The sequence below is a fragment of the Rothia dentocariosa ATCC 17931 genome, assembly GCF_000164695.2.
In the GTDB taxonomy this organism is placed as follows: Bacteria; Actinomycetota; Actinomycetes; order Actinomycetales; family Micrococcaceae; genus Rothia; species Rothia dentocariosa.
Map to the genome: position 1 here is coordinate 1,834,670 of NC_014643.1, position 26,645 is coordinate 1,861,314.

Below are 26,645 nucleotides of genomic sequence, written 5' to 3' on the forward strand. Positions count from 1 at the left end.
CCTCAGCAGATTTTCAGGAAAGGTGTATACCTATGATTTAGTCGTAGGCTAGATGAGCACGCTACTTGCAACACACCAGCTTGCGGCACGGAATAAGTGGTAATTGATTAGGCTCTCTGGCACTCTTAAAGGGTGACTAACGAAAATATTGCTCAGACCTTTGCCCTTGTAGGCGAGTGGGTCACTATTCCAGAGATCTCTGAGATCCTCGATCTGAAGATCACTCGCATACATAATCTTCTTTCTGACGGGTCTTTGATAGCCTTGCGCGATCCCGAAACCAACGTGCGTAAAGTCCCCGCACTCTTTTTGAACGGGAACCGCGTCTTGGAATCTTTAAAGGGAACTCTAGTCGTACTCAAAGACTCAGGGTTCAGCGATGAAGAAGCAATCGTCTGGCTATACACGGATGATGACTCTCTTCCTGGGCGCCCTATTGATGCTTTGAAAGACGGACGCAAGACAGAGATCCGCCGTCGCGCACAGGCGCTTGCCTGGTAAAACAAAACTAAGAAGAGTTTTTATCAAGATCGAGTTCCAACGGTACCCGAAAAATATATAGTTATGCGGCGCATCTAACAGCTTGGACGCGCCGCATCACCATTCTCTACTAAGCTTTACGGTGCAGCGCCTTAGCCGCTATAGCGCTGAGCGCGCAGCGTATCGGCTCGGATACCGGCAGCGCATGAAGAGCAGTATCTACAGCTTCTGACTTCTGAGCGATAAGCTCTTCGACATGCTCTAGAGCCCCAGAGCCTATCATAAGCTCTCGGATTTTAGAGATTTGCTGGTTCGTGAGTTCCGGGTTCCCTAAGGCGCCTTCAAGCATCCTGCGGTCTTCAGCAGAGATATTTTGTGTTGTTAGCGCTATGAGAACGGTGCGTTTTCCCTCACGAATATCATCTCCGGCGGGTTTGCCTGTGGCGCTAGGTTCTCCAAAGACACCAAGTTCATCATCACGAAGCTGAAATCCTTCTCCCAGCGGAAGTCCGAAAGCACGATATTTCCCAAGAATCGGGTGGTCTTGATGCGCGATTGCGGTGAGTGCTAAAGCCCCTCCTAAGACGAGTGGGTGCTCACAGGAGTACTTTGCGGATTTGTATTGAATAACACGGTGAGCACGAGCGAGAGCGTTCTCAGGAGTCTCTGCTGGAATAACTTCGGAAAGCACATCAAGGTATTGGCCAGCCATAACTTCGGTACGCATAGTATCGAAGATGTTTCGCGCTTCGGTGCCGGATAAAGCACCTTCTCCGATGGATGAGAACATCTGTTCCGACCACGAAAGGCACAGATCGCCCGCGATGATTCCACCGGTTAGTCCGTAGTTGAAAGTATCGCCCACCCATGAGTTCTGGATGTGCTGTGTTTCAAACTTTTTATGTACTGAGGGCTTTCCGCGGCGTGTATCAGAGCGATCGATAATATCGTCGTGAATAAGAGCCGCTGATTGAAAGAGCTCAAGGGCAGCCCCTGCTCGAATAATAGGGGCAGGAGCCGACCCTTCGAGTATGGAGTCTCCTCCAGCACCTCGCCATCCCCAATAGCTCAGAAGAGCCCGGAGACGTTTCCCCCCGGAAGAGAGCGACTCGATAGCTTCAAGAAGGGGCAGTGCATCGTGAGATATAGCGGTCAGCAGAGTGCGTTGTTGTGCGAAAAATTCTGACATAGTAGCTTCGACTGCGCGTAGGTAAGCTTCTTGCTCAGACTTAACGCCGTCGCTGAGATTTTCAGGTTTCGGCTGTTCTGCCATGTTTGTGTTCCTTAGGGGAGTGCGCGCGAATACTCCTCTAGAGTAAAGCACCGGTCGATATTTGCGAATATTATAACCTTCCTAAGGTCTGAGGTTTCTATAATGTAGAATACAAGTACTAATTATAGAATATATATGCTATTATATTGTGAATTGGGAAGGAGGGGTATGAACCAGCAGCAGGGGCGCGTTGTTATGCATCTTGATATGGACGCTTTTTTCGTTAATGTGGAGCTTCTGGAGAGCCCCGAATTACAGGGTGCACCTATCATCGTTGCTCCACAGGGGCCTCGCGCCGTGGTGTGTTCTTCCTCGTATGAGGCTCGCATATATGGAGTTCGTTCTGGTATGCCCCTTTCACGAGCTCTTTCTCTATGTCCTGCTGCTGTGGTCATGCCTCTTCGCGGTAACTATAGGTATTATTCGCAGGCTGTTATGGATATTTTGCGTGCAGAAAGCCCGTTGGTAGAACAGGTAAGCGTGGACGAAGCTTTTGTGGATCTCACGGGTGCAGTTATCCATGGAACGAGTCCTGTAGATATCGCTCAGCGTGTGCGTTCACGAATTGCGGAGGAATTTCATCTGCCAAGCTCGGCAGGCATTTCCGTCAATAAACTTATTGCCAAGATGGCTTCGACCGGTAGTAAACCTAACGGGCTATGGGTGGTTCCTCCCGCAAAAGTCCGTGAGTTTTTAGATCCACTTCCTGTCTCAAAGCTCTGGGGTGTAGGGTCTAAAAGTGCTGCAGCCCTCGGTAAATACGGTATTACAACAATTGCTGGTTTACGCGAACTCGACATAAGCTGGCTGCGTGCACGGTTCGGACGAGCTGCTGGAGAGCACCTTTGGGCTACATCTCGTGGGCTCGATAGCCGTGATGTTGTGCCCTATCGTGAAGAGAAAAGTATAGGCGCTGAGCACACATTCGGGACTGATACTACGTCGGGGTATGAGATTACAGATGCTTTGCGCTCGCTTTCGTTTAAAGTGGGTATACGTTTGCGCCGTGCACGTAAGCTGGCAGGTTCTCTCAGCCTCAAAATTCGGTATGAAGGATTTGAGACTCATACGAAATCTGTGCCGTTGTCAGTTTCTTGCGACTCAGGTATGGAAATTTATCGGGCATCTCATGCTGCACTGCGCGGGATGGGGCTTTTGGCCTTTTCTGCTGAGCAGTCTCAGGAGTATGCGACACGCGCTATTCGCCTCATTGGTGTTCGCGCCGAAAAACTTGAACGTAGTGAGCTCGGAGTGCAGTATCCACTCTTCGACGATGCAATACTGTTAGATTTAGAGGCAGGTTCTAAACATCTTGAAGATACTGTGGGTGATGATAGATTCAGGCCTGGTGCTTGGAGTGGAATCCGCAATGCTCCTGACTGGAGCGCAGTGGAACATGCTCTCGATAGTATCCGTCAGAAGTTTACTGATGCAGCTGTTTCTAGTGCTTCTGATCTTTCATATATTCACAAGAGCAGCCCAGAAAAACAGAAAACTTCTTAGGGGAGCGCTCTGGAGTATAGGGGAGTAAAAAGTGGAGGGAATCGAAGGATCTGGGGTAGAAAAATCTGTCCTGAGGTGAATCTTCCCATAAAGAGTGTAAAAAAGACCATATTTGGTTAGAGAAGAAAATTTTCACGCGAGCGAGCGGTAGGTATCTTAAAAAAGGATTGCGGGGTAGTATAAAAGCAACGGAGTGTTGTAGGTTTAGGATAGACGAATAAGCACTCATGTCACCGGTTCGTTCAAGGAGAATGAAATGGCACTTTCTGAGCGTGAACAGAAGGTTCTCGACCAGCTCGAAGAACTGATGAGCGCTGAGGATCCACATTTTGCGTCATCAATGTCATCAACGGGTAATACAGCTCCCGTATTTAGTGCCCGACACATGGCTCTCGGCATTTTAGGCGTGTTAGCTGGGTTGGGTATTATTATCGGTGCCGTTGCCTCAAAGATGATATGGCTGGGCATTATTGGATTTATTATTGCTGCCGGTGGTGTTTATTTGGCGACAACAAGTAAGAAGACTCCGGTGGATTCGTTCTTAGGAGACAAGGCGCAGGGAGCAACCCAAGCTCGCCAGGAAGGTGCGGGTTCTTCTGAAAAATCTACAAAGCAGTCGAAGTTCATGTCTCGCCTCGAAGAGCGTTGGGACGATCGTAACCGTGGTGAAAACTAACTTTTGATGATTTAAATTTTACTAATAAGTTTAAAGAAACGTCCGAGAGGGCGAGTGGTTTTTGATAAACCACTCGCCCTCTTTGGCGCTTAAAACTAAGGAAAAGCTGTGTTCTTTCTGAGAAAAATCCTCATGAGGTAGGAATAGTGGAGCAAAATGGAGTAAAGTGGAGGGGAAGATAGTTTCAGGGGTAGACATGCCTAATTGGAGTCGCGGGTATTCCGCTTGTCAGGAAAGGGGTGCCGCATGTTTCTTGGAACATATACACCCCGCCTGGACACCAAGGGGCGCATCATCCTGCCAGCGAAATTTCGCGATGAGCTATCAGCTGGTCTCGTGCTAACACGCGGTCAGGAACGCTGCCTATACGTGTTTCCTGTCGCCGAGTTTGAGCGTATCCACGAAACGATGCGAAGCTCTCCGCTTCCTGGGCGGCAAGCACGTGACTTTATGCGCATGTTCCTTTCGGGAGCTTCTGATGAGGTGCCTGATAAGCAGGGACGTGTAACGATCCCGCCTGTGCTGCGTGAGTATGCAGGTCTGTCGCAAGAGCTGACTGTGATTGGTTCAGGAAGCCGTGCGGAAATCTGGGACTCCAAAGCATGGGAAGAATATATGGCACAGACAGAAGCAGAATTTGCGTCGTTGGACGAAGATCCTTTCGCCCCAATTCTGTAATGACTATGTCACCACACAGTTTTGTTGCCCCAAACGTAACCTGTGATCCGCTGTGAACGACCGCTAGAGCTATGGGAAGGAGCATCATGATCGCCGAGTCTCACTCACTTACCGGCGTGGTTGCCCCAACGCACGATGTTTCGACATCCCCCAATGCTGTATCTGGCGACCCTGGATATCGGGAAGGGCTTTTGGGGCAGCTTTCACAACGACAGGCACAGGAACGCCATGTTCCGGTTATGCTCGATCGTTGCCTGGAGCTGTTGGAACCCGCTATTTCGCGTCAGGATGCGGTTGTCATTGACGGGACTTTGGGTATGGGGGGTCATACAGAAGCAATGCTTGAAAGGTTCTCCAACCTAACAGTTATCGGCATAGACCGTGACGCACAGGCACATGCTATTGCTGTCGAACGTCTGGCGCGTTTTGGAGATCGCTTCGTGCCTGTGCACACCGTATATGACCATATAGAAGATGCGATGTCTGCGGCGGGAGTCACCTCTGTAGATGGCGTTCTTCTGGATCTAGGCGTGTCTTCGATGCAGCTGGACGAGCGTTCCCGTGGGTTCGCGTATTCCTATGATGCACCTTTGGACATGCGCATGAACGGTGATGATGAGCTAACTGCCCGCATCGTTGTCAATGAGTACAGCGAGAATCAGCTGCGTCGCATCATCAAAAACTGGGGTGAGGAGAAATTCGCTGCCCGTATTGCCCAGCATATTGTGGAACAGCGAAAACACACACCCTTCACCACGACTGGGGAACTGGTAGCTGCCATTCAGAAGGCTGTACCCGCTGCAGCACAGCGCAAGGGCGGTCATCCGGCTAAGAGAACTTTCCAGGCTTTGCGTATCGAGGTTAATCATGAGCTAGAAGCTCTTGAACGGGCGGTTCCTGCGGCTTTGGATGCTCTGAGACTCGGCGGTCGTTTTGTCGCTATGAGCTATCACAGCCTTGAAGACAAAATCGTCAAACGTGCTTTGACCGAGGCTGCTACGTCGAAGGCCCCTAAAGGCTTTCCCGTGGAGCTTGACGAACATCAGCCGACGATAAGAGTTATTACCCGCGGTGCAGAGCCGCCTACAGAGGCTGAAATCGCCGAAAACCCGCGTGCAGCAAGCGCTAAACTGCGTGCCGGAGAAAAAATCAAAGTATCCAGCTGAATCTCTAAGACAGCTTAACTCTCCCGGCACATCTACCTAATTGGCATAACAACAGATACAGACTTGAAAGAGTAGGATATGACCCCTCCGCAACACTCTCCGAGCGTTACCACTCCCGAAGCGCCGACTGTAACCGGCGTAGAGGAGACGCCCCGCGCTGCCACTCAGCGCAGGGGAACTCGGAACGCTAATTTGCGTATTATTCCTGAGCATAAACCTGCTCAGAAACACCCAACGCGCCGGGGTGTACCGGGGCGGAATAAACCTGCGTCAAACGTGAAAAGCCGTGTTTCTCAAATCCAGGTTCCACGTACTTCTGTAACTTCTGATACGCACGCTCGAATTGCTCATCGTGCACAGAACCGGTTGTCGGAACATGTAACCGCATACGCTGGTCCGCGCACTGGCGGTGCTCAGCATCCGCGTACTATCGGATACCCGGCGAAATCTGCATACCCAGCTCGTTCGATTGCGGCTAAGAGCTCACGAGTAAAAGCCCAGGCTCGGGAGACTCGTCGTGTACCGCTTGCCCTGTCACTGGTACGTCCGCGAAGCTGGAGTCCTGTGGCGTTGGTGGGTGTATTTGTTGCTATCCCGTTGACCTTGGTCTTTATCTTGATGCTCAATATCTTGATCGCAACCCGTCAATACGACCTTGTGGACTTGCGTACCCAAGAGCAAACACTGACCCAAGAGAACCAAGCCCTGCAACAAGAAATTGGGTACCAACAGGCCCCGCAAAACTTGGCGAACCGTGCAAGCTCGCTGGGTATGCATGCGACGGATATTCCGGCAACTTTGGATATCAACAGCGGGCAGATTAACGGCACGGCTACTCCTGTAGCGAAGCCTAAAGATGATGCCCCGGGCGCTCGCAACCTCGTGGATGCCCCCGCCGTTCCCAGTCAGGGGAGTCGCGCTTCGACATCTGCAACGCCGAGTGCAGCACCGTCTGCATCGGCGGATAAACAGCAACCGGCTTCGAGTGCGTCTGCTTCATCGTCGGCGTCTGCAAAACCCTCGGCATCCACTAACCCTTCAGCATCTCAACGATAGTATATTGGTGGGGACTGGAACGAACTGTTTAAGAGTTTGAAAGGACACCTTTGAGCTTTCATGAGAATGCGCCCGTGCCGCCCGAGCCTCAACAGCTTGGGCGTCGCGGGTTTGTAGTGGGTGCTTTGGCTACTGGCGGCTTGGCGGCCGTGGGTGCACGGCTTCTCTATCTACAGGGGTTTGATCCACAGCATACTGCCGAGAAATCGCGTGAGAAACGCATGCGCTCTCAGACTGTTCCAGCGGTTCGAGGTCAGATTCTCGATATTAACGGAGTGGTGCTTGCTCGAAGCGTGCAGCGGTACAACATCATTGCTGATCAGACTATTGTTGCTTCGTATAAGCGCTACGATAATGACCGCGATACTAAGAGTGAAATCACTCCAGAACAGTTGGTGTATGAGCTAACCGACATTCTGCATACCGTTGACCCTACGGTTACCGACGAGTTTATCAAGTCTAAGCTTGACGGAGACTCAAAATATGCCGTCGTGAAATCAAATGTCACCCCTGAGATATTTCGCCGTATTGATGCTCTAGGAGCCCCGTTCCTTTATGGGGAAGCCATCTCTGAGCGCCTGTACCCAAACGGACCCGTGGGCGGCTCTGTTGTGGGTCGTTACCGTATTGTTGATGAGGCAACCGGTAACGAGAACGAGACGATCAAGAAGAATTTATCTGTAGGTATTGAGCGCGTCTTTGAAAAAGATCTTGCGGGCGTGGACGGTCAGCGTACCTACGAAATTAGTGCCGATGGTGTGCGTATTCCTGTTACTAAAGAAGAGGCGACCGATGTAGAAAATGGGAAGAACGTACGTTTGACCATTAACCAGGATATCCAGTATTTCGCGCAGCAGATTGTCAAAGCGCGTGTGGACGAGCTCAAAGCGGAATGGGGAACCGTTATCGTTATGGATGTGCGGGATGCCTCGATTTTGGCAATGGCCGATTCTACGATGATGGATCCCGGCGCTGAGAAAGTTAAGAACGAGCAGGATACAAGCCCACGTGCTATTTCCCAGGTTGTTGAGCCTGGCTCGACTGAGAAGATTCTGACTGCATCAGCTTTGATCGAAAGCGGCATTACGACCCCTACCTCGGCGTATGATGTTCCGGAACGTTTGGTGATCAACGGGCAAACATTCACGGACGCCTTTGACCACCCCGCACAGCGCCGGACTTTTTCAGGTATTATTACCGATTCAATGAATACCGGAACGGTACTTGTCGGGCAGAAACTCCCCAAGGAAGATCGCTATAACTGGCTCAAAAAATACGGTATGGGGGATTATACGGGTATTGAGCTGACTGGCGAACAGCAGGGACTAGTAACTGATTGGCATGAGTGGGACGGTCGTCAGGAATACACAGTTTTCTTCGGGCAGGGTATTGCCCAGACCCCTCTACAAACCGCCATGATTTTTCAGGCACTCGGTAATAACGGTGTGAAACTTAAACCGCGCATCGTTGACGCTTTGATTGATGCCGATGGTACGGTGCATAAACGCGATGTGGAACCCGGCACCAGGATGGTGAGCGAAAAAACTGCTGAACAATGTCGAGAACTAATGGAGAATGTTGTACTTCAAAGCCATGCGAAAACAGCCTCTGTCGAAGGGTACCGGGTCGGCGGTAAGACGGGTACAGCTGAAGCTCCCAGCGATAAAGGCGGATATGACGGATACACCACATCCTTTATAGGTCTTGCGCCTATAGACAACCCGCAGTTTCTCGTAAGCGTTACTCTGCAGCGCCCTCAGGGTGATGTGCGTAGTGTGGGAGCAACAAGCCAGTTCTCACAGATTATGGAGAAAGTACTGCATACGTATAACGTGCCTAAATCCACCACAGATCCAGTAAAAATTCCTATTTTTGCGGATGGAAAATCTAACGGGTAAGTCACATGCGGTCACCCGACCGTGTAGAACTTATTACAATAGGAACGTACCTTGGCGTTGATCGAGGACGATAACAATAAAAATCTCGGCGGCAAGAAATGCGTATGACCGTCAGGAAAGAAGGATAATGGACAGCGAAACGCGCTTGGCTCAAGACGCTCGTCGCACCTCGCACTTGGGAGGCGATGTGCAGAGTCTGCGACCTCGGAATCCACGAGGGAGCACGGTTACTGAGCTCGTGGAGCATCTAGAGGCTTTAGGTGCGCATCCTGTTCTAGAACATCAAAGCTCTGAAGAAGATGTGCGAGGGATCAGCATGGATTCTCGTGCAGTTCGTCCTGCAGACCTATATGTTGCTCTTCCAGGCGCGAAAGCTCATGGTGCACAATTCGCGCAAAAAGCGCTGGAGGCCCAGGCTCACGCTATCCTCACGGATACTGCAGGCGTTCGGATGATTCGGGAGGCAAATCTTTCTTTAGATAGGTGCTCCCTGCTGGTCTGTGACTCTTTACGTCCTGTTATAGGATCACTCGCCGCTTTGATCTATGGGTCACAAGATTACAAGGGTCTGAATCGCTACGCTGTCACAGGAACCAATGGAAAAACGACGACTACCTACATGCTGGAGTCGGTATTCCGAACTGCTCTCAAGGCTAAGACCGGTCTTATCGGTACTATCCAAATTCTTGTTGATGGTGTGAGCGTTCCTTCAGCTCTAACCACCCCAGAGTCTGTTCACGTTCATTCTCTCCTTGCGATTATGGGGGAGTGCGGCGTGTCTCATGCAGCAATGGAAGTTTCCTCGCATGCTATCGACTATCACCGTGTGGATGGTGTAGTTTATAAGGTCTCTGGGTTTACAAACCTCACCCAGGATCATTTAGATTTGCATGGCACCATGCAGAATTATTTTGATTCTAAAGCACAGCTTTTTACACCCGAGCGGACTGAGCGCGCTGTCATCACTGCCGATGACGAGTGGGGCGAGAAGATGCTTCGCCACGCCCAGATTCAGCTGGGGACAGGTAATGCTGTTCGGCTTGTTACTGAGTACGGCATGGGTCTAGCCGAGGTTCCAGCTGAGTTCGGTCCGCTTGATTGGGCGGTAATCAACGTTGAACGTGATGGGTTAGGGCATCGTTTCACGCTGGCTAACGGCGCGGGAGACACCATTCCCTGTTGTACCCATCTTCCGGCAGATTTCAATGTTTCAAACGCCGCACTCGCCGCACTGATGGTATATATTGGTGCTTCTGAGGAAGAACGCATTATCCTACGACCTGCCCTAGCTGATGGCACGGCACTAACCCCTATAGTGCCCGGGCGTATGCAGCTGATTTCTCTGGCACCGCATACTATTGTCGATTTTGCCCACAACCCTGACGGGCTCACTCGGGCGCTTGAAGCCATGGACCGACCAGGTGGTGGGCGAGTCATTATTGTTTTCGGGGCAACAGGCGAACGCGATCATCTCAAACGTCCCCTAATGGGAGAAATTGCTGCACAGCACGCCGATATTGTGATTGTGACCGATGACGATCCGCACGGTGAAGATCCCGCCCCAATTCGTGAGGCTGTTGTTGCCGGGGCTGAACGAGCTAATGCCGAAGGTGCGCGAGCATCCCAAATCCTTAATCTTGCTCCGCGAGAAGTGGCGATTGCTCGGGCAATTGAACTCGCAGATGCGAGAGATGCTATTCTTATCGCCGGTCGTGGACATGAAACGGCACAGGATGTTGCCGGTACCGATGTGCAACTTGACGACCGCGTGGAGACCGCGAAAGCGCTTGTCTCCAACGACTTCGAAATTCTTCCGGATTATCGACGCATGCTTGAAGAAGCATAAGGAGCATAGATGATTAAGCTTTCCGCCGCCGAAATTATTACGGCAACAGGCGGCTCACCGCTCGGCTTAGCCGGGCGTGAGAGCGAGCTAGGTGCTACCTTCGCGACCACCGATTCGCGTGAGGTTATACCAGGCACCCTATTTGTTGCTAAGCCAGGTGAGGTGACCGACGGACACAACTTCGTGTCAGGAGCCTTCGACAAAGGTGCTGTCTTAGCGCTTGTCGAACGCCCTGTTAAAGATGAGCGGGGTATTCTGTACCCCAGCATCCAGGTTGATGATGTGGTTCTCGCCATGGGTAAGATCGCACAGTACGCTGTTGAAAAGATGCGGTCTCTAGGCGATCTTACGGTTATCGGTATTACCGGTTCTGCGGGGAAGACCACCACAAAAGATTTATTAGCAGCGATCCTAAGTTCTCAGGGCGAAACTATAGCCCCTGTAGGTTCGTACAACGGCGAAGTTGGCGTACCTTTGACTGTATTCCGCGCTGACGAAAGTACTCGCTACCTTGTGATTGAGATGGGTGCCGATCATGTGGGGAATATCGAATACCTGGCAAATATTGTGCACCCTGACCATGGTGTGATCCTTAAAGTTGGCACCGCACATGCTGGCGAGTTTGGCGGGGTCGACAACATCGAACGTACTAAAGGGGAGCTTGCCGAAGGTATTCGTACTGGCGGAACCTTGATCCTCAATGCTGATGATGAGCGTGTTGCACGCATGTCAGCTCGTGCAAGTGCGCCGGTAACCTACTTTGGGGTGGGGGAGAAACCGCAGTACGAACGCTATACTGCCGCTTTGGGGCTGCATACTAATGATGCTGGTTGTCCGGAATTTACTCTTCGCCTTCCCGACGCCAGCGAATATGAGATTTCCTCCAAACTCATTGGTGAGCATCATGTATGCAATATTCTGGCGGCTGCTACGGTAGCCTATAACGCTGGTGTTCCTGGAGACGCTATTGCGCATGCCCTCAATAACACCGGGGCGCTGTCTAAATGGAGGATGGCTCGCACAGACCGCGCAGACGGCGTGACTGTTATCAACGATGCGTATAATGCTAATCCCGAGTCAATGACAGCCGCTTTACGCACTTTGGCCCAACTGGGACGAGGCGCGAAGCCACGACGGACTTGGGCAGTTTTGGGGGCCATGCTCGAACTGGGCGAGGCCTCTTTGGAGGAGCACGATCGACTCGGTCGTCTGGTGGTACGCATGAATATATCAAAGCTTATTGCGGTTGGGAATGAGGCGAAACCAGCCTACAACGCCGCGCATCTTGAAGGTTCATGGGGTAACGAAGCTACCTGGGTAGAGACACCGCAAGAAGCACTAAATATTTTGCGTGCAGAGTTACGTTCTGGCGATATTGTGCTGTTTAAATCTTCAAATGGCGCTAAACTAGGTTCTTTGGGCGATGAGGTTGCCTTCTGCACCGAGACCTTTGGCGAGGCTCAAGAACAGGCTCCAGCTTGGCTGAGTGCTGGCGATTTTGTTGAGGTGACGGATTTAACGGGCGCCGCTCTGAGCACGGTATCAGCTGGTAGTTCTGCAGCGCAAACCTCGACGACCGCCCTAGACCGTAGCCATCTTCACGAAGGAACACATTAACCATGATTACTGTGCTTATTGCTGGAATCCTAGGGTTTATTATCTCCTTCTCAGCAATACCGCTCTTCATCAAGCAGATGCAGAAGCTCAAGTTGGGGCAGCTGATTCGTGAAGAAGGCCCCGCCGCGCATCAGCATAAGGCGGGGACGCCCACGATGGCAGGTCTTATTTTTATCCCAGCCGCCGTTGTTGCCTACTTGCTTGCGTTGCTGATTAACGCTGCGGTTTTTGGAACCTCGCCGGTTCCTAGTGCGACGGCTTTATTGACCCTCGGGTTTACACTAGGAATGCTCGGAGTCGGTGCCGCCGACGATATTATGAAGTTCCGCAACCAGGGGAACGAAGGACTTACCGAGAACCAGAAGACTATTGGTCTGCTGGCGGTGACTCTTCCTTTTGCGTATTTGGTGTTTCAATTTCCTAATGCGGCGGGAGTGACCCCCGCCTCGACGGCGATTTCGTTTGTGCGTGATCTTTCGTTCGACTTCATGGCTGCTGGGGCTATAGGCGGTACTATCCTCATGGTGTTGTGGATTACCCTGATTTCTCTTTCGGGCACTAACGCCGTGAATTTCACTGATGGTCTCGATGGACTTGCGGGTGGCGCAACGATGACCATCTTTACTGGATACCTTGCCATGACTATCTGGCAATACGTACATGCCTGCAGCGGTGGGGCGGGAAATGCATGCTATGATGTGCGGGATCCAGGGTCGCTGGCACTTATTGCAGCCGCACTTGTTGGTTCCCTCGCCGGGTTCCTATGGTGGAACGTTTCTAAGGCACAAATCTTTATGGGAGACTCTGGTTCTCTTGCTTTGGGGGGTGCACTGGTCTCCTTCGCTATTTTCACCCGTACCGAGCTCCTGCTTCCCATTATCGCGCTTGTGCCGGTTCTGGAAGTGTTTTCGGTGATTGTGCAGAAAGTTGTCTTCAAAGTTAGCCGTAAACGTTCTGTATCTGTTGGCGATAAAATTCCTCATGCCTACCGTTTCTTCCGCATGACTCCTTTCCACCATCATCTTGAGAAAACCGGTGCAAACGGAAGATACTCCATAGATAAGAAGGGTCTTGTCCCCGGCTCTGTCAGCAGTGGTGAAGTGAACTCGGTATTCCGTCTGTGGATTGCAAATGCGCTTTGTGTGCTGGTTGCTCTTGCAATTTTCTTTGGAGATTGGTTCTCACAGACGTCTGGAGTGATTCACTAATGCCTGACGCTAAGAACTCGCAGCGGGCCTCCAAGTATCAGGCACAGCGTGCCCAATATGCAGATGCTATCGCTGTCAATCCAGTCGTCAATAATCCTCGGCTTGCTGAGCTCACTACCTGGGACGGGCCTTGGGCGGGGCTGAAGGTTGTCGTGATAGGCCTCGGCACCAGCGGCGATGCTGCAGTGGATGTGCTGGCCCAGAAAGGTGCCCACATTACCGCTATTGATGCGCAGGATACGCAAGAAAAGCGAGAGCGCATCCGAATTTACCAAGAGGCCTATGGAAACGTGGCGGGTTTATTTGGTGAGGAATACATGGAATGTGTGCCTCGTGTCGATGATCAAGACCCGGATGTTATCGTGACTTCGCCAGGAATTCGTCCAGATAGCCTGGTCATGCTCGATGCTTATGAACGGGGTATCCAAATTTGGAGTGAAATCGAACTGGCATGGCGTCTGAATCAACGTCAAGGTCGGGTTACTCCAAAGTGGCTGTGCCTGACGGGAACCAATGGGAAAACTACGACCGTGGGCATGGTCGATTCGATTCTTAAAGCAGCCGGTAAAAAATCTCTGCAGGTTGGGAACGTGGGCATGCCAGCAGTCTACGCTGTTGCCGACGATGAACCCTATGAATTTTTTGCGGTAGAGCTTTCGAGCTTTCAGCTGCATTGGACTTCTTCACTATCGCCATACGCTTCCGTGGTGCTTAACGTAGCGGAAGATCACGTCGATTGGCACGGTTCCTTTGAGGCTTACAAGGCCGATAAAGCACGTGTGTACGAAAATACTCAGGCAGCGTGTATTTTCAATACCGATCATGCTGATACTTTGCGTATGGTCGAAGAAGCAGACGTTATAGAAGGTGCCCGTGCCATCGGTATTAGCTCAACCGAGATCCCCTCAGTCTCCATGTTGGGCTTGGCGGAAAACATTATTGTTGACCGTGCGTTTTTGAAGAATCGATACAGCGAGGCACTTGAGCTTGGTGTTCTTGAAGATTTAGCGCCCGTTCCCGGTCAAGCTCCCGCACAGCACACCGTGGAGAATGCGCTAGCCGCTGCCGCATTATGTCGTGCTGCAAATATTGCTCCTGAGGCTGTGCGGGATGGACTGCGTTCTTATAAGCCTGGTGCGCATCGTAATCAGACGGTGCTTTACCGCGATGGAATCCAGTGGGTCAACGATTCTAAGGCTACTAACCCACACGCCGCTAACGCTTCAATGAGCGCTTATCCTTCGCTGATTTGGATTGCTGGAGGTCTTTCTAAAGGGGTGGAGTATGATGATCTTATAGCTCAGCATGCTTCACGTTTGAAAGCAGTATTAATCATTGGCACTGATACGGCGGGACTTAAAACATCTTTGGCGAAGTATGCAAGCCATGTTCCTACCTATAATATGACGGCTTCGGCGAATGATCCCTCTGACGGGGTTACTGTTATGGAAGCTGCCGTAGTCAAAGCAGAAGAGCTAGCCGCTGAGGGTGATACAGTACTCATGGCGCCTGCCGCTGCTTCGATGGATCAATTTAACAATTATGCCGTTCGTGGTAACGCTTTTGTGGATGCGGTCAAATCTCATATTGTCGGTATCTGAAGGCATATTGATTGCTCTGAAACGATAAACGCCGTGTAGACTTTTCTGCTGTAGGAAAAAATCTATTGAGTTTGTCGTGTTAAGACACAGAAGAGGAGAACGCATGAGTAATGCACCCGGTCAGACTCACTCGTCGACCCGTGGAGGCGTAAGTCATGCACAGCGCCAGGGCAGGAACGGCTCAACGAGGCTCGGTTCTTTTCTGCATAACGCTATCTCGTCTCTTTATAAGCGTTCCGCATCGCGCGATTTAGCGGATGTGCCGCGACTGATTCTTTTAGTATGCGCTGGTCTCACAGTTTTTGGCGTGATCATGGTACTGTCTGCATCATCTGTGAGCATGATTTCACAGGGAATGTCCCCTTTCTCACAGGTAACCCGTCAGGTAATGTTTGCCGCTCTAGGCGCCGCTGCATTAGGGGCTATAGCAGTATTGAAAGTACAGCGGTACCGCAAAATGTGGGTCGTTAATATCCTCTTAACCCTGGCGATTCTTGCCCAGATTGCCGTTCTTGCTATTGGTACCGATATTAATGGCAACCGTAACTGGATTAGGTTCAGCGGCATTCAGATTCAGCCTTCGGAGTTCTCTAAACTCGCTATTGTGCTGTGGATAGCGATGGTCATGACTCGGCAGGGCAGTAAACTCAAAGAGAAGACATCTCGTGCAATTTTTCCCGCACTTTTTGGACTCTTGCCTTTGATGCTGCTTATTCTGGCAGGTAAAGATCTCGGTACCGTGATCGTCTACGCCTTTATCTTCTTGGGCATGGTATATATTGCGGGCGCAAACCGTAAGACTATGGTATGGCTTTCGATTATTCTGATCGTGAGTGCCGTAGTGGGGTCAATTTCGAGTTCAAACCGTCGTGAACGACTGATGAGTGTTCTCGGTGTGTGCACCGGTTCTGTCTGTGATCAATCTCAGGCTGGCGGGGTTGCGTTGGCAACCGGTGGGTTCTGGGGCGTTGGTCTAGGACAATCCCGCCAGAAGTATAACTATTTGCCCGAAGCACATAACGATTACATTTTCGCCATTATCGGCGAGGAACTGGGGCTTTTGGGCACGCTTACCGTAGTGCTTTTGTACCTGGGCCTGATCTATTGTGCGTTACGCATTATCGCCCGAACCGCAGACCCGTTTATTCGTATTGCAACGGGCGGTATTATCGCATGGCTTTCCACTCAGGCTATTGTGAATATGGCGATGGTTTCCGGTATTCTTCCCGTGATTGGTGTGCCGCTTCCCTTTATTTCATACGGCGGTTCATCCTTGATTTCATCAATGCTTGCCGCAGGTATGCTCTATGCTTTTGCGCGGCAAACTCCACTTGTAGGTGGGCCCATACCGGCCGCCGATTTAACGAAACAGACACCTCGCGAAGTGCGACGCGCTAATGAAGACTGGAAGCGACGACTGTCTCTTCAAGCCATCGTTGAAGATGAGCGGCTTCAACTGCAAGAAGCCGGTGGAGCTCTTGGTAAAGATTACTGGGGTGGGGGCTTACTGCGTAGAGTTAAAGAACTGCCATCCTGGTTGGGCATAACCCAGCGACAGCGTGAGCATACTCGCAAGACGTATGAGCAGCGCGCTCAAGCACGTGCCGATCGTGCTGCTGAGCGTCGCCGTGAGGCGGAGCATCAGGAAGCTCTCGCTCATGAAGAGCAGCGTATTCAGCGTGAACGGCAGCGACTTCGTGAGCAGCGGTTCCAAGAGGAACATCCAAATGGATTGCATACCCATGAACGGGTTCCTCAATTGCGCCGTAAGGGAGATGCGCATCCTGCATCTCGCCCCTCGCAGGGCAAGCAACGGTCAACCCCTGCAGACCATGAAGACACAATTCCCCTGCAGAACCTGCAAAAGCGCACAAACGCCAATCGAGCGCGTCACCGTTCTTCGTCATCGGGACGTTTGCCAGCCGGGTTGCGACCTTTGCACCCTCAACCGGGTTCCCAAACATCTTCTTCAGGGCAGCCTTCTGCGGGAACATCACGTCAGATACGTCGGCAGCAGCCTTCACAGAGTCAGCAGAACCCGCGAGGCCGTAAACCTGGCCAGGGTGGTTCACGCTCATAGCCTCTGAAATAGGGAAAGGAGGAATACCAGGCTCGGGACGTGGGTATATACCCGACTTCATATTCTTTCACTACGGGGTTAGTCCTGCTATGTCGTAAAATGAGGTGAATGTATTTGTTGGGAGTTATTATCTATGTCTAAGGCACCCTCTGTGGTTCTCGCTGGCGGCGGCACCGCTGGTCATATTAACCCGATGCTTGCTATAGCACGCGAAATCCGCCGGATTGAGCCGGAAGCTAATATTCTGACTCTTGGCACCAAGGATAAGATGGAAGCTCAATTAGTTCCTGAAGCTGGATTTGATATTGAGTTTATTCCGCGTGTAGCTTTCCCCCGAAGTCTATCGCTTAACGCATTAACCTTTTTACCAAGATTCGCAAAAGCGATTTCGCAAACCCGTAAAATTCTCAAAGATGCGAATGCAGATGTTGTAGTAGGCGTAGGTGGTTATGTGTGTCCGCCAGCATATCTTGCCGCTTTTTTCTCCCGCATTCCTGTTGTTATTCACGAGGCTAATGCAAAGCCCGGTCTGGCGAATAAACTGGGTGGTCCTCTAGCGAAGTTTGTGGGTGTGGCTTTCTCCAACACCCCTTTCCCTCGCGCCAAACTTGTGGGTATGCCCATGAAAGATGAGATCGCGCATCTGAACCGTCGAGCGGCACGAGCACAGGCGAGGCATACTCTAGGTCTTGACCCTGATAAGCCTGTTCTGATTGTGACGGGCGGTTCCTTAGGCGCACAAAGCCTTAATAACGCCGTCGCTGAGAACATTACGAATTTTGAGGACTGGGGTTTTCAGGTTTTGCATATTACTGGTAAAGGCAAAGCTATTGTGGATGATTCAGGCGAGCCCGTTACAGCCCCAAATTATCGTCAGATTGAGTTTAGTCACGGCATGCAGGATGTTTATGCCGCAGCCGATCTTTTGATAGTCCGTGCTGGAGCCGCAACCGTAAGCGAAGTTGCTGCGGTGGGTGTACCCGCAATTTTTGTTCCGCTCCCGTTTGGTAATGGTGAACAAAGTCTCAATGCTCGTTCTCTGGTTATGGCAGAAGCCGCGCTTCTCATCGAAGATAAGAAAATGACCGGGGCGTGGTTTGCCCGTGAAATTCCATCGTTGATGGCTGATGCTCAGAAGTTAAAAGAAATGGGTCGTCGAGCATATAAATTGGGCATTCGTGATGCCGCACATGTTATGGCTGAGGCAACCCTGAAGGTGGTTAAATAAATGTCCGAACTGATGAACCTTAACATGGTGCTTCCTGAGCCCCTGAACCCGCCGTTTCCCGCGCGCGCATCTCTGCAGGAGTTGGGACGTGTGCATTTTGTAGGGATCGGCGGTGCCGGTATGAGTGCTATTGCAACGTTGATGCTGAAAGCTGGTATTCCCGTAAGCGGCTCTGACCGAGCAGAAACGGCGACTATTCAGGCTTTACGTGAAGCGGGCGCTCGTGTTTATACTCCCCAAGATGCTGCGAATATTCACGATATTGATACCGTTGTTATCTCAACGGCCATTCACGAAGATAACCCCGAACTGATTGCGGCTCGTGCTCAGAACCTTCGGGTATTGCACCGCTCTGAGGCTTTGGCTGCCGCTATGGGAGCATCACAGGTTGTAGCGGTTGCTGGCACGCATGGTAAGAGCACAACCAGTTCCATGATTGCCGTCATGCTGGATAAGTTAGGGTTTCACCCGTCTTTCGCGGTAGGAACAGTTATTGCAGGATACGGCAGCAACGCGCGATTGGGGGCCACTGGTGAAGGCTCTTGGTTTGTAGCAGAGGCTGACGAATCCGATGGGTCTTTTGTGCGCTACCAGCCTGCGATCGCAGTGGTTACCAACGTTGAACCTGACCACTTGGATTTCTACGAAACTCCCGAACGCGTGTATGAGGCGTTTAACCGTTTTGTTGCCTCTATGGTCCCTGGTGGCGTCTTGGTGACATGCTGGGATGATGAAGGCGCTCGTGCGCTTGCAGAACGTGCGCGCGATGCTGGGATTGAAGTGGTAACTTACGGCCAGTCTACTGAGGCTGATCTACGGGTTTCACGCATTACGAGCCACGGCTCGGAGTCTTCGGCAACACTGCGCTGGTCTTTCGAGTGCGCGAGTAAACATTACGAAGGCGAACAGGATGCTCAGCTGCGGGTACCCGGTATTCACAATCAGTTGAACGCAGCGGCAGCTTTTATTACCGCTCTTCTCGCTGGAGCACAACCTGAGGACGCGGCCGCCGCGTTATACGGCTTCGGAGGAGCAGATCGACGTTTTACTCTGCGTGGTGACGTAGCGGGTATTAAAGTCTTTGACGATTATGCTCATCACCCAACAGAGGTATTCCGTGCACTTGAGACCGGCCGCACGGTTGCCGATGGGCATAACCTCTATGTGGTTTTCCAGCCGCATCTGTTCTCACGCACCCAAGAATTTGCCGCCGATTTCGCGCAGGCTCTTTCGAAGGCTGATCGTTCGTATGTACTGGATATTTATCCTGCCCGGGAACTTCCGATTGAGGGAGTCACGAGTGAACTTATCACCGGTGCTGGATTTTCTGAGGTGCATTATGCGTCGGATGCAGCTGCAGCCATTGAAGATATTGCTATGTGTGCTGTTCCAGGCGATATTATTATGACCATTGGTGCAGGTGATGTTACCGCATTAGGAGAGCGTATTCTGCATGAGCTACATGCCCGTTACCTTAAGGAGTAATAGTGGCTAAAGGACGTCAAAAGCGAAAACCGGGCACGGAAGCGTTTGCAACCTCGCCGATACGTACTCCGAAGTTACCGGTTGTTCGCGGCAAAAAGAAAGCTAAACCTGCTGAAGATACGTCAAAATCTTTTGAAGGTATGAGCCCTCAGAACCAGACGAATCCTGTTGAGCAAGAAACTCATACCGAAAGTAAGAGCCAGACGGGTTCTTCCCGTGCAACGTATTCTGAATCTTCAGAGCTCAAGGACCGTGATATACGTCTGGATGCAGGGGAATCTGAACCGGATGAGTTGGATTCACAATCGGCGAAATCTACGTCTAGTACCTTTGGCCGATGGCGTCGTGAACGTGAGAAGGAACGCCAAACCGAGATAGCGCGGGAACAGGAGATCCGCGAAGAGCAGGGGCGTATCGCCCAATTACGCAATGACCCTGGGCTCGACGGGCTTTTGGCAGAAGACCAAAGTAAGAGTCAGACTTCGAAGCGCCGACGTCCGCTCACTCGCTTGCGGAAAATCCTTTATGGCGTTGGTGCGTTTATGCTTGCTGTGCTTCTATATATCGGTTTGGTCTTTTATTCTCCGCTGCTCTCTGTTCAGACTATTCGAGTTGAAGGCGCTTCGCTATTGGATAGCGTGCAGGTTGAGCAGAAACTGGAACCACTCAAGGGCACGCCGCTGACTCGTATTAATGATCAGAAGGTGCGTGAACTTATCGACCAGGAGCATGTACTGCGCGGCGTGCAGATTGAGGCGCATCCTCCGCATGAACTAGTTGTAAACCTCAAAGAGCGTACCCCTGTTGCCGTCATTCATCAGGACGGGAAATATATGGTTGTTGATAGTGAGGGAATCAAACTTCGTGAAGTTGAGAATGCTGATGGAATCAATGTTCCGCTTGTCGATGTTGGACAGGAAGCTCCCCAGGACTCTGCGGCCTTCCGCACGGTTGCAAATGTGCTCTCTGCTTTGCCCTCGTCAATCCTGACACAGGTGAAGGAGGCACGGGCAAGCTCAACCTCAAATATTAACTTAACCTTGAAGGATGGGGTTGTCGTACAGTGGGGTACAGCTGAAGAGAGTGACCTTAAAGCTAAGGTTTTAACCAAACTGATGGAGGCGGTACATGAGGACCAGTCAAAAACCGCACAACAAGGACAAGCTACTAATAAAGTAAACACTTATGATGTTTCTTCGCCGCGTGTTCCGGTTACTCGTTAGCCTTTAACCTTATGGTTAAGCATCGGGTAAAAAGATAGATTTTTTATAAAAATCTATAAATAATACACGTCAAATACCTCAGGCAACTAGGAACCTGGTGAAACTGTTGGTATCCTTGCAGATAAAGTCACTATGAGGTTAGGAAGACTAAGGTTCTACTTGAACCTTTGGTTTTTTCTAGAGATTTACACGAAATAATCGAGGGATAAATGGACGCTGGAACTCCCCAGAACTACTTGGCAGTCATCAAAGTCGTCGGTATCGGTGGCGGTGGCGTCAACGCAGTCAACCGTATGATCGAGGTTGGCCTGCGAGGCGTAGAATTCATCGCTATTAACACAGATGCTCAGGCACTTTTGATGTCTGACGCTGACGTCAAACTTGATGTTGGTCGTGAACTAACTCGCGGTCTCGGAGCGGGCGCAAACCCCGAGGTCGGTCGTCAGGCTGCTGAAGACCACGCCCAGGAAATCGAAGAGGTTATCAAGGGCGCAGACATGGTCTTCGTGACTGCAGGTGAAGGTGGCGGCACCGGTACCGGCGGTGCTCCCGTTGTAGCACGTATTGCACGCTCTTTGGGTGCCCTCACGATCGGCGTGGTAACTCGTCCCTTTACCTTTGAAGGTCGTCGCCGTTCGAACCAGGCAGAAACCGGCATTGCTGCACTTCGTGATGAAGTAGATACCCTCATTGTGATTCCGAACGATCGTTTGCTCTCTATCTCTGATCGCAACGTTTCGATGCTTGACGCCTTCAAATCGGCAGATCAGGTTCTTCTCTCCGGTGTGCAGGGTATTACCGACCTGATTACTACTCCGGGTCTGATCAACCTTGACTTTGCAGATGTTAAGTCTGTTATGCAGGGGGCTGGTTCGGCTCTGATGGGCATTGGCTCTGCCGCTGGTGAAGACCGCGCTGTTAAAGCCGCCGAGCTCGCTATCGCATCCCCACTTTTGGAAGCATCCATTGATGGGGCACACGGTGTACTCCTCTCCATTCAGGGCGGTTCCGATCTCGGTCTATTTGAGATTAATGAGGCTGCACGCCTGGTCCAGGAAGTCGCACATCCTGACGCAAATATTATCTTCGGTGCTGTGATTGATGACGCCTTGGGTGATGAAGCACGTGTGACCGTTATTGCCGCTGGATTTGACGCTGTCAATCCTGAGACTAACACCAACGCTAACAGTTCAGCTTCGGCAAATGCTCAGGCGCAGCGTACTCAGCAGGCATTCGGCGGCTCTGCGCAGGCCGCTCCTGCAGCTCCCGCATCAACCGGATATGGTTTCGGCGGTGCGCAGAATGGTACTCAGCAGAATGATGTTCCTGCCGCGGCTGGCTTTGATGTTGATCTACCGCCCGTCGTGGAAGAGTCCCCGGCGCGGCGCGATACCCTCGATGTGCCCGACTTCTTGAAGTAAGTCGCACACATCCTTTTTAGACATAAGGGAGCCAAGGACATATACGTCCTGGCTCCTTTGTGTATGCTTTGACCTTATGACAGCAGAAAGAACCATGAGTACCCTCAACCCGTTCTACTCCACAGGAACTTATACCAGCGGCCCATATACCGTGCATATCGGATTTACTTCACGGTCGGCCGGTAATTTGGGGCTTCATGTTAATGCGGGCGAGTCCCATACCGCAACGCTGAAAAACCGTGCTGATGTACAAAGTCTCTGCGGTTCGGCTCCTTTCCTCTACCTCAATCAAGTACACGGTGCAGATATTGTATGCGCCGATCATATTCTGAGTACACAGATTTCTCCGAATGACGAGCGTGGAGCATATACGTTGAAACGTGCCGATCAATTACGCGAGCAGGCTCCGCAAGCAGATGCTGCCTACAGTACAACAGGTCAGCCTCTAGCTATTATGGTTGCTGACTGCATTCCACTCGTGTTCGTGGGAGAGAAACCTACCCCACATGACGTGCCCATTATTGCTGTGGCACATGCAGGGCGTCCTGGGCTACTTGCAGGAGTTATTCAACGCACAGTTGCGACGATGCGAGAGCAGGGCGCAACACAGATTCACGCGTGGTTAGGGCCTAGTATATGCGGAAGCTGCTATGAGATACCTGAAGATATGCGCGAACATGCGACACAGCAGATTCCTGAAACGTACGCTCAGACAAGCCAAGGAACACCGGCTTTAGATTTGCCAGCGGGAGCGATTGCTCTCTTGAATAAGCTGAAGATAGAGGTTTCTACCGACTTGGCAGCCTGCACTTATGAAAGCACCAGTCTTTTTTCGCATCGAGGATTTATGAATCGAGGTGAAGCACCCGGACGTATCGCTGGGCTCGTATGGGTGACGAAACCTTCCTAAGATCTTAAAATCGAAGAAGAGCTGAGTATGAGGGTATATCGGTAAAGGGGACTGATGATGAGCGAAGAACAGACATTGACGTACACCTCGGAACGCGCGCAGCAGCTTGCGGATAACTACGCACGGGTTATGGCGCGCGTCCGCGATGCTGAAGCCGATACCAGTGGTGTGCGCACCGAGCATAGCCCTACAGTTCGCCTTGTCACCGTGACCAAGTTTTTCCCTGCCTCTGATGTAGCAGCGCTTTACACCCAGGGGGTACGTATTTTTGGTGAGAACCGTGATCAAGAGGCGGCTCCTAAAGCTCGTGCTCTTCGAGCCATCGAAAAACCTGCCGACCCCGCTTACTGGACGTTTATTGGGCAGTTGCAAACGAATAAGGCAAAGTCCGTCGTAAAATATGCCCATCAGGTACAGTCCGTAGATCGTTCGTCTCTGATTGATTCTTTAGCAAAAGCCTATCGCAACCAAGTAGCTCGCTATGAGGCGGGGGAGCAGGATGCCCCAGCGGCTCTATCCCAAGGAGCTCTAGAATGTCTGATTCAGGTTTCGCTTGAAGCGCAGGCAACGGCCGGACATGCATCGGAAGGGGCGCGTGGTGGAACGGACCAAGACGAGATTTTAGAGCTTGCTGAGCGTATCGAAGCTCAAGAAGAATTACGCTGTGGGGGTATTATGGCGGTGGCGCCACTGGGTGCGAACCCCGACGAATCCTTTGAAAAACTCTGGGAATTGGCGCAGGGCCTGCGCGCCGAGTTTCCGCATGCAGATCAGATTTCGGCGGGTATGAGTGCAGATTTAGAAGCCGCTATTCGCTGGGGGTCTACGTGTGTGCGGGTAGGAAGCGACATCATGGGGAAGCGAGATTACCCCTAGATTTTTACCAGGTTTTGTTGTGCAAGGCATGCAGCAGATGAGAAATACGCTGATAGGATTTTCAAGCGCTGGTAGAATGTACACCTGTGAGGGATGGTTGACGTCGTCTTTAAGAATATGCATCATCGTCAATAAAGCCCGTGGGAATACCCCCAAAATTCTCTGTGAACATATATAATCGGTGTCGAACCGACAGCATGTGCGGTGCTATTTCCCACGTTAGAATCTCAGGTATCGGTGGAGCGAATCTCCCGCATATATGTGAATGTACGACTGCGAAACGAGAGTAAAGAATGGCGAAACAAGGCGGTGGCAAACTTGCCAATAGCCTCGGTTCTTTCTTCGGCGTGACTCGTTATGGGTCGGAAACTGAAGAATTATCGGAAGGTATGCAGGATGTCCATAGTCATGATTCGACGGATGAGGCATCTATTCCTTCCACTGAAACTCCCGCTCCATCACCTGGAATCCGGCTGAATGCATTACCCACACCAGCATCTGCTAACCCTGATACCGCAGCTATGCCACAGGCAACGGGCGCTGCGGAGCCACTATCTGTAGAATCAGAAGCGATTACGGCATCGTCTGCTTATCAAACTTCAGCTCAGCGGCAAGAAACCAACCAGTTTGCCGCGACTTACACGCCAATCCCACACCGGGAACAGAAAACTAACCGAGAGGAATACCAGGTGCAAAATCACTACGAGACCGACGAGTACCCCTACCCTTCCTCCGGCTACGATCAAGTTCATGAGCTTGATGTGAACTCTTACGGCATTGACGAGGGTCTTGGTGCCGGATACCCCTACGAGGAAGATGAGGACGAATTGCGCCGCATTACAACAATCCACCCCCGCTCATACAACGACGCCAAAATTATTGGTGAAGCGTTTCGTGAGAATATTCCTGTGATTATGAATGTCGCTGAAATGAGCGATTCGGATGCTAAACGTCTTGTGGACTTTGCCTCCGGACTCGCATTCGGGCTCTCAGGTCGCATTGAACGTGTGACCGGGCAGGTATTCTTGCTAACCCCCGAAAACCTAGAGGTACTGGGGGCTGACACGACTCCGGCACCGGGCGCTTTTGAGGCTGAGGGTCCGTTTCCTTTTGACCAGGGGTAATGCATGGGGTACATCTTCGCCATCATTACCATAGCCCTGCACATTCTGTACATTGGGTTGCTCTTGCGGATGCTTCTGGACTGGGTGCGTGTCTTTGTGCCGGGGTGGCGTCCGCGAGGGATTGCCCTGCTGTGCGCCTCTGGAGTGTATGCTCTGACGGACTGGCCTATGAACCAGCTTCGCAAGGTTGTACCGCCACTGCGTATTGGTAATTTCGCCCTTGATACTGGGTTTCTGATTCTGATTTTAGGCGTGGGACTTTTATTGTCAGTGATGACCTCTTTGACACTAACTTTTTCACGCTAAATAACAGTTATATTTCCTGGTCAAAGCATAAATTTTTCTGATATGCATAAAGATGTATGAAGCAATAACGGCGAGGCAGACTTTCCGTCAGGAAATACATTTACTATGATGGTAAGAGGTTCTCTGCGCCGAATTCCTGGAAAATCGGGTCTTGAAGTGTAGAGAAGAGTAGAATAATGGGCGGTACCCTAGCCAGCACCGTAAGTTTATTTAATAAATTTATGGGCATCCCAAAACCTATTCACAGATAACTTTATTCCAAAGGAGATAAGCTGTGGCTATCACCCCCGAAGATCTGATTAACAAGAGCTTCAAAATTGTGAGAAACGAATCCGGGTACGACCGCGATGAGGTTGATAATTACCTTGATGAGCTTGTTGTTGAGCTCCGCGCGCTGTACACCGAAAACGAATCCCTCAAGCGTAAGCTTGCAGCCGCCCAGTCTGGTTCGGCAACTCCGGCGACCAACAATACGTCTTCTTCGTCCGCAACGGCTAAGTCCGCTGCACAGGATAAGACCAGCACCCCAGCACCCGTTGCTGCTGGCGGCGCTCAGGATGCAGCAGGTCTGCTTGCCATGGCCCAGAAACTCCATGACGAATACGTCTCTCAGGGTGAAAAAACCCGTGCAGAACTCGTTGCTAAGGGTGAGAAAGAAGCTAAAGATCTGGTGGCAGCTGCACGTTCTCAGCGTGATGAGGTTCTTTCCAAGCTCACCGATGAGCGTGACAGTTTGGAAATCACCGTGGAATCCCTGCGTGGTTTTGAGTCGCGTTACCGTTCGAAGTTGCAGGAACACCTCACCTCTCAGCTTGAAGAGCTGAAGACTCTTAAGTCTTTTGAAGCAGATGCTCGCTAAGCTCTAAGCTTCGATACCTTTTTATAAACACCGTCCGCATCCGTGGCAAGAAGAACTTTGCTACTGGCTTTGCGGGCGGTTGTTTATACCTGGCTTAAGATAAGCTAGAGGAGGGCGAATTCAGGTACAAC

The 26,645-nt window shown here is 51.3% G+C and carries 21 protein-coding genes and 1 pseudogene; 21 read left to right on the top strand and 1 reads right to left on the bottom strand.

The window, feature by feature from the left end; all coding sequences use genetic code 11:
- Positions 1 to 132: 132 nt before the first annotated feature.
- On the top strand, positions 133 to 501 hold the full coding sequence (locus HMPREF0733_RS07895) for an Rv2175c family DNA-binding protein (protein ID WP_013398832.1): 369 nt from the start codon (positions 133 to 135) through the stop codon (positions 499 to 501).
- A 109-nt stretch (positions 502 to 610) separates the two neighbouring features.
- Here the strand turns inward: HMPREF0733_RS07895 and HMPREF0733_RS07900 are convergent, their stop codons facing one another.
- A complete protein-coding gene (locus HMPREF0733_RS07900; RefSeq protein ID WP_013398833.1) occupies positions 611 to 1,753 on the bottom strand; it encodes a polyprenyl synthetase family protein in 1,143 nt (380 codons plus the stop codon).
- Positions 1,754 to 1,921: 168 nt separating this feature from the next.
- Between HMPREF0733_RS07900 and dinB the strand changes: the two genes are divergently transcribed.
- The 20 genes and pseudogenes from dinB to HMPREF0733_RS08000 all read left to right on the top strand — a co-directional run bounded on the left by dinB (position 1,922) and on the right by HMPREF0733_RS08000 (position 26,514).
- Complete coding sequence (gene dinB / locus HMPREF0733_RS07905; RefSeq protein WP_013398834.1) at positions 1,922 to 3,256, top strand: DNA polymerase IV; 1,335 nt, start codon at positions 1,922 to 1,924, stop codon at positions 3,254 to 3,256.
- A 256-nt stretch (positions 3,257 to 3,512) separates the two neighbouring features.
- A complete protein-coding gene (locus HMPREF0733_RS07910) occupies positions 3,513 to 3,932 on the top strand; it encodes a DUF3040 domain-containing protein (protein ID WP_004004380.1) in 420 nt (139 codons plus the stop codon).
- A gap of 246 nt (positions 3,933 to 4,178) precedes the next feature.
- Complete coding sequence (gene mraZ / locus HMPREF0733_RS07915) at positions 4,179 to 4,610, top strand: division/cell wall cluster transcriptional repressor MraZ (protein WP_004004381.1); 432 nt, start codon at positions 4,179 to 4,181, stop codon at positions 4,608 to 4,610.
- A 239-nt stretch (positions 4,611 to 4,849) separates the two neighbouring features.
- The gene (gene rsmH, locus HMPREF0733_RS07920) at positions 4,850 to 5,776 is read left to right on the top strand and encodes a 16S rRNA (cytosine(1402)-N(4))-methyltransferase RsmH (protein ID WP_049775462.1); all 927 of its coding nucleotides are present in this window, start codon (positions 4,850 to 4,852) and stop codon (positions 5,774 to 5,776) included.
- 78 nt (positions 5,777 to 5,854) lie between these two features.
- Positions 5,855 to 6,832, top strand: coding sequence for a cell division protein FtsL (ftsL, locus tag HMPREF0733_RS07925; protein ID WP_115333573.1), 978 nt, complete (start codon positions 5,855 to 5,857; stop codon positions 6,830 to 6,832).
- A 50-nt stretch (positions 6,833 to 6,882) separates the two neighbouring features.
- Entirely contained in the window at positions 6,883 to 8,730 is a 1,848-nt protein-coding gene (locus HMPREF0733_RS07930) for a peptidoglycan D,D-transpeptidase FtsI family protein (protein WP_013398837.1), read from the top strand.
- A gap of 127 nt (positions 8,731 to 8,857) precedes the next feature.
- Positions 8,858 to 10,576 carry a Mur ligase family protein gene (locus HMPREF0733_RS07935; RefSeq protein WP_013398838.1) on the top strand — a complete coding sequence of 573 codons (1,719 nt, stop codon included), beginning with the start codon at positions 8,858 to 8,860 and terminating at the stop codon, positions 10,574 to 10,576.
- Positions 10,577 to 10,585: 9 nt separating this feature from the next.
- Positions 10,586 to 12,193, top strand: a complete 1,608-nt coding sequence (locus HMPREF0733_RS07940; RefSeq protein ID WP_004004387.1) for a UDP-N-acetylmuramoyl-tripeptide--D-alanyl-D-alanine ligase — start codon at positions 10,586 to 10,588, stop codon at positions 12,191 to 12,193.
- Between the two features lie 2 nt (positions 12,194 to 12,195).
- On the top strand, positions 12,196 to 13,401 hold the full coding sequence (mraY, locus tag HMPREF0733_RS07945; RefSeq protein WP_013398839.1) for a phospho-N-acetylmuramoyl-pentapeptide-transferase: 1,206 nt from the start codon (positions 12,196 to 12,198) through the stop codon (positions 13,399 to 13,401).
- Positions 13,401 to 15,002: a UDP-N-acetylmuramoyl-L-alanine--D-glutamate ligase gene (gene murD, locus HMPREF0733_RS07950; protein ID WP_004004389.1), complete on the top strand. Its 1,602-nt coding sequence runs from the start codon at positions 13,401 to 13,403 to the stop codon at positions 15,000 to 15,002. The genes mraY and murD overlap by 1 nt, the downstream gene beginning before the upstream one ends.
- 103 nt (positions 15,003 to 15,105) lie before the next feature.
- Positions 15,106 to 17,082: an FtsW/RodA/SpoVE family cell cycle protein gene (locus HMPREF0733_RS07955; protein ID WP_013398840.1), complete on the top strand. Its 1,977-nt coding sequence runs from the start codon at positions 15,106 to 15,108 to the stop codon at positions 17,080 to 17,082.
- Between the two features lie 133 nt (positions 17,083 to 17,215).
- A complete protein-coding gene (murG, locus tag HMPREF0733_RS07960; protein WP_004004391.1) occupies positions 17,216 to 18,310 on the top strand; it encodes an undecaprenyldiphospho-muramoylpentapeptide beta-N-acetylglucosaminyltransferase in 1,095 nt (364 codons plus the stop codon).
- Complete coding sequence (gene murC / locus HMPREF0733_RS07965) at positions 18,311 to 19,795, top strand: UDP-N-acetylmuramate--L-alanine ligase (protein ID WP_013398841.1); 1,485 nt, start codon at positions 18,311 to 18,313, stop codon at positions 19,793 to 19,795. It begins immediately after the preceding gene.
- Positions 19,796 to 19,797: 2 nt separating this feature from the next.
- Positions 19,798 to 21,018, top strand: a complete 1,221-nt coding sequence (locus tag HMPREF0733_RS07970) for a cell division protein FtsQ/DivIB (protein ID WP_244864687.1) — start codon at positions 19,798 to 19,800, stop codon at positions 21,016 to 21,018.
- 209 nt (positions 21,019 to 21,227) lie between these two features.
- On the top strand, positions 21,228 to 22,439 hold the full coding sequence (ftsZ, locus tag HMPREF0733_RS07975) for a cell division protein FtsZ (protein WP_004004394.1): 1,212 nt from the start codon (positions 21,228 to 21,230) through the stop codon (positions 22,437 to 22,439).
- Between the two features lie 94 nt (positions 22,440 to 22,533).
- Complete coding sequence (locus HMPREF0733_RS07980) at positions 22,534 to 23,349, top strand: purine nucleoside phosphorylase YfiH/LACC1 family protein (RefSeq protein WP_041321732.1); 816 nt, start codon at positions 22,534 to 22,536, stop codon at positions 23,347 to 23,349.
- Positions 23,350 to 23,403: 54 nt separating this feature from the next.
- Positions 23,404 to 24,225: a YggS family pyridoxal phosphate-dependent enzyme gene (locus HMPREF0733_RS07985; RefSeq protein ID WP_013398844.1), complete on the top strand. Its 822-nt coding sequence runs from the start codon at positions 23,404 to 23,406 to the stop codon at positions 24,223 to 24,225.
- A gap of 812 nt (positions 24,226 to 25,037) precedes the next feature.
- Positions 25,038 to 25,349, top strand: a pseudogene (locus tag HMPREF0733_RS11460) (cell division protein SepF); the annotation flags it as partial.
- 3 nt (positions 25,350 to 25,352) lie between these two features.
- On the top strand, positions 25,353 to 25,655 hold the full coding sequence (locus HMPREF0733_RS07995) for a YggT family protein (RefSeq protein WP_004004398.1): 303 nt from the start codon (positions 25,353 to 25,355) through the stop codon (positions 25,653 to 25,655).
- A gap of 274 nt (positions 25,656 to 25,929) precedes the next feature.
- Complete coding sequence (locus HMPREF0733_RS08000; protein WP_013398846.1) at positions 25,930 to 26,514, top strand: DivIVA domain-containing protein; 585 nt, start codon at positions 25,930 to 25,932, stop codon at positions 26,512 to 26,514.
- Positions 26,515 to 26,645 lie beyond the last annotated feature (131 nt).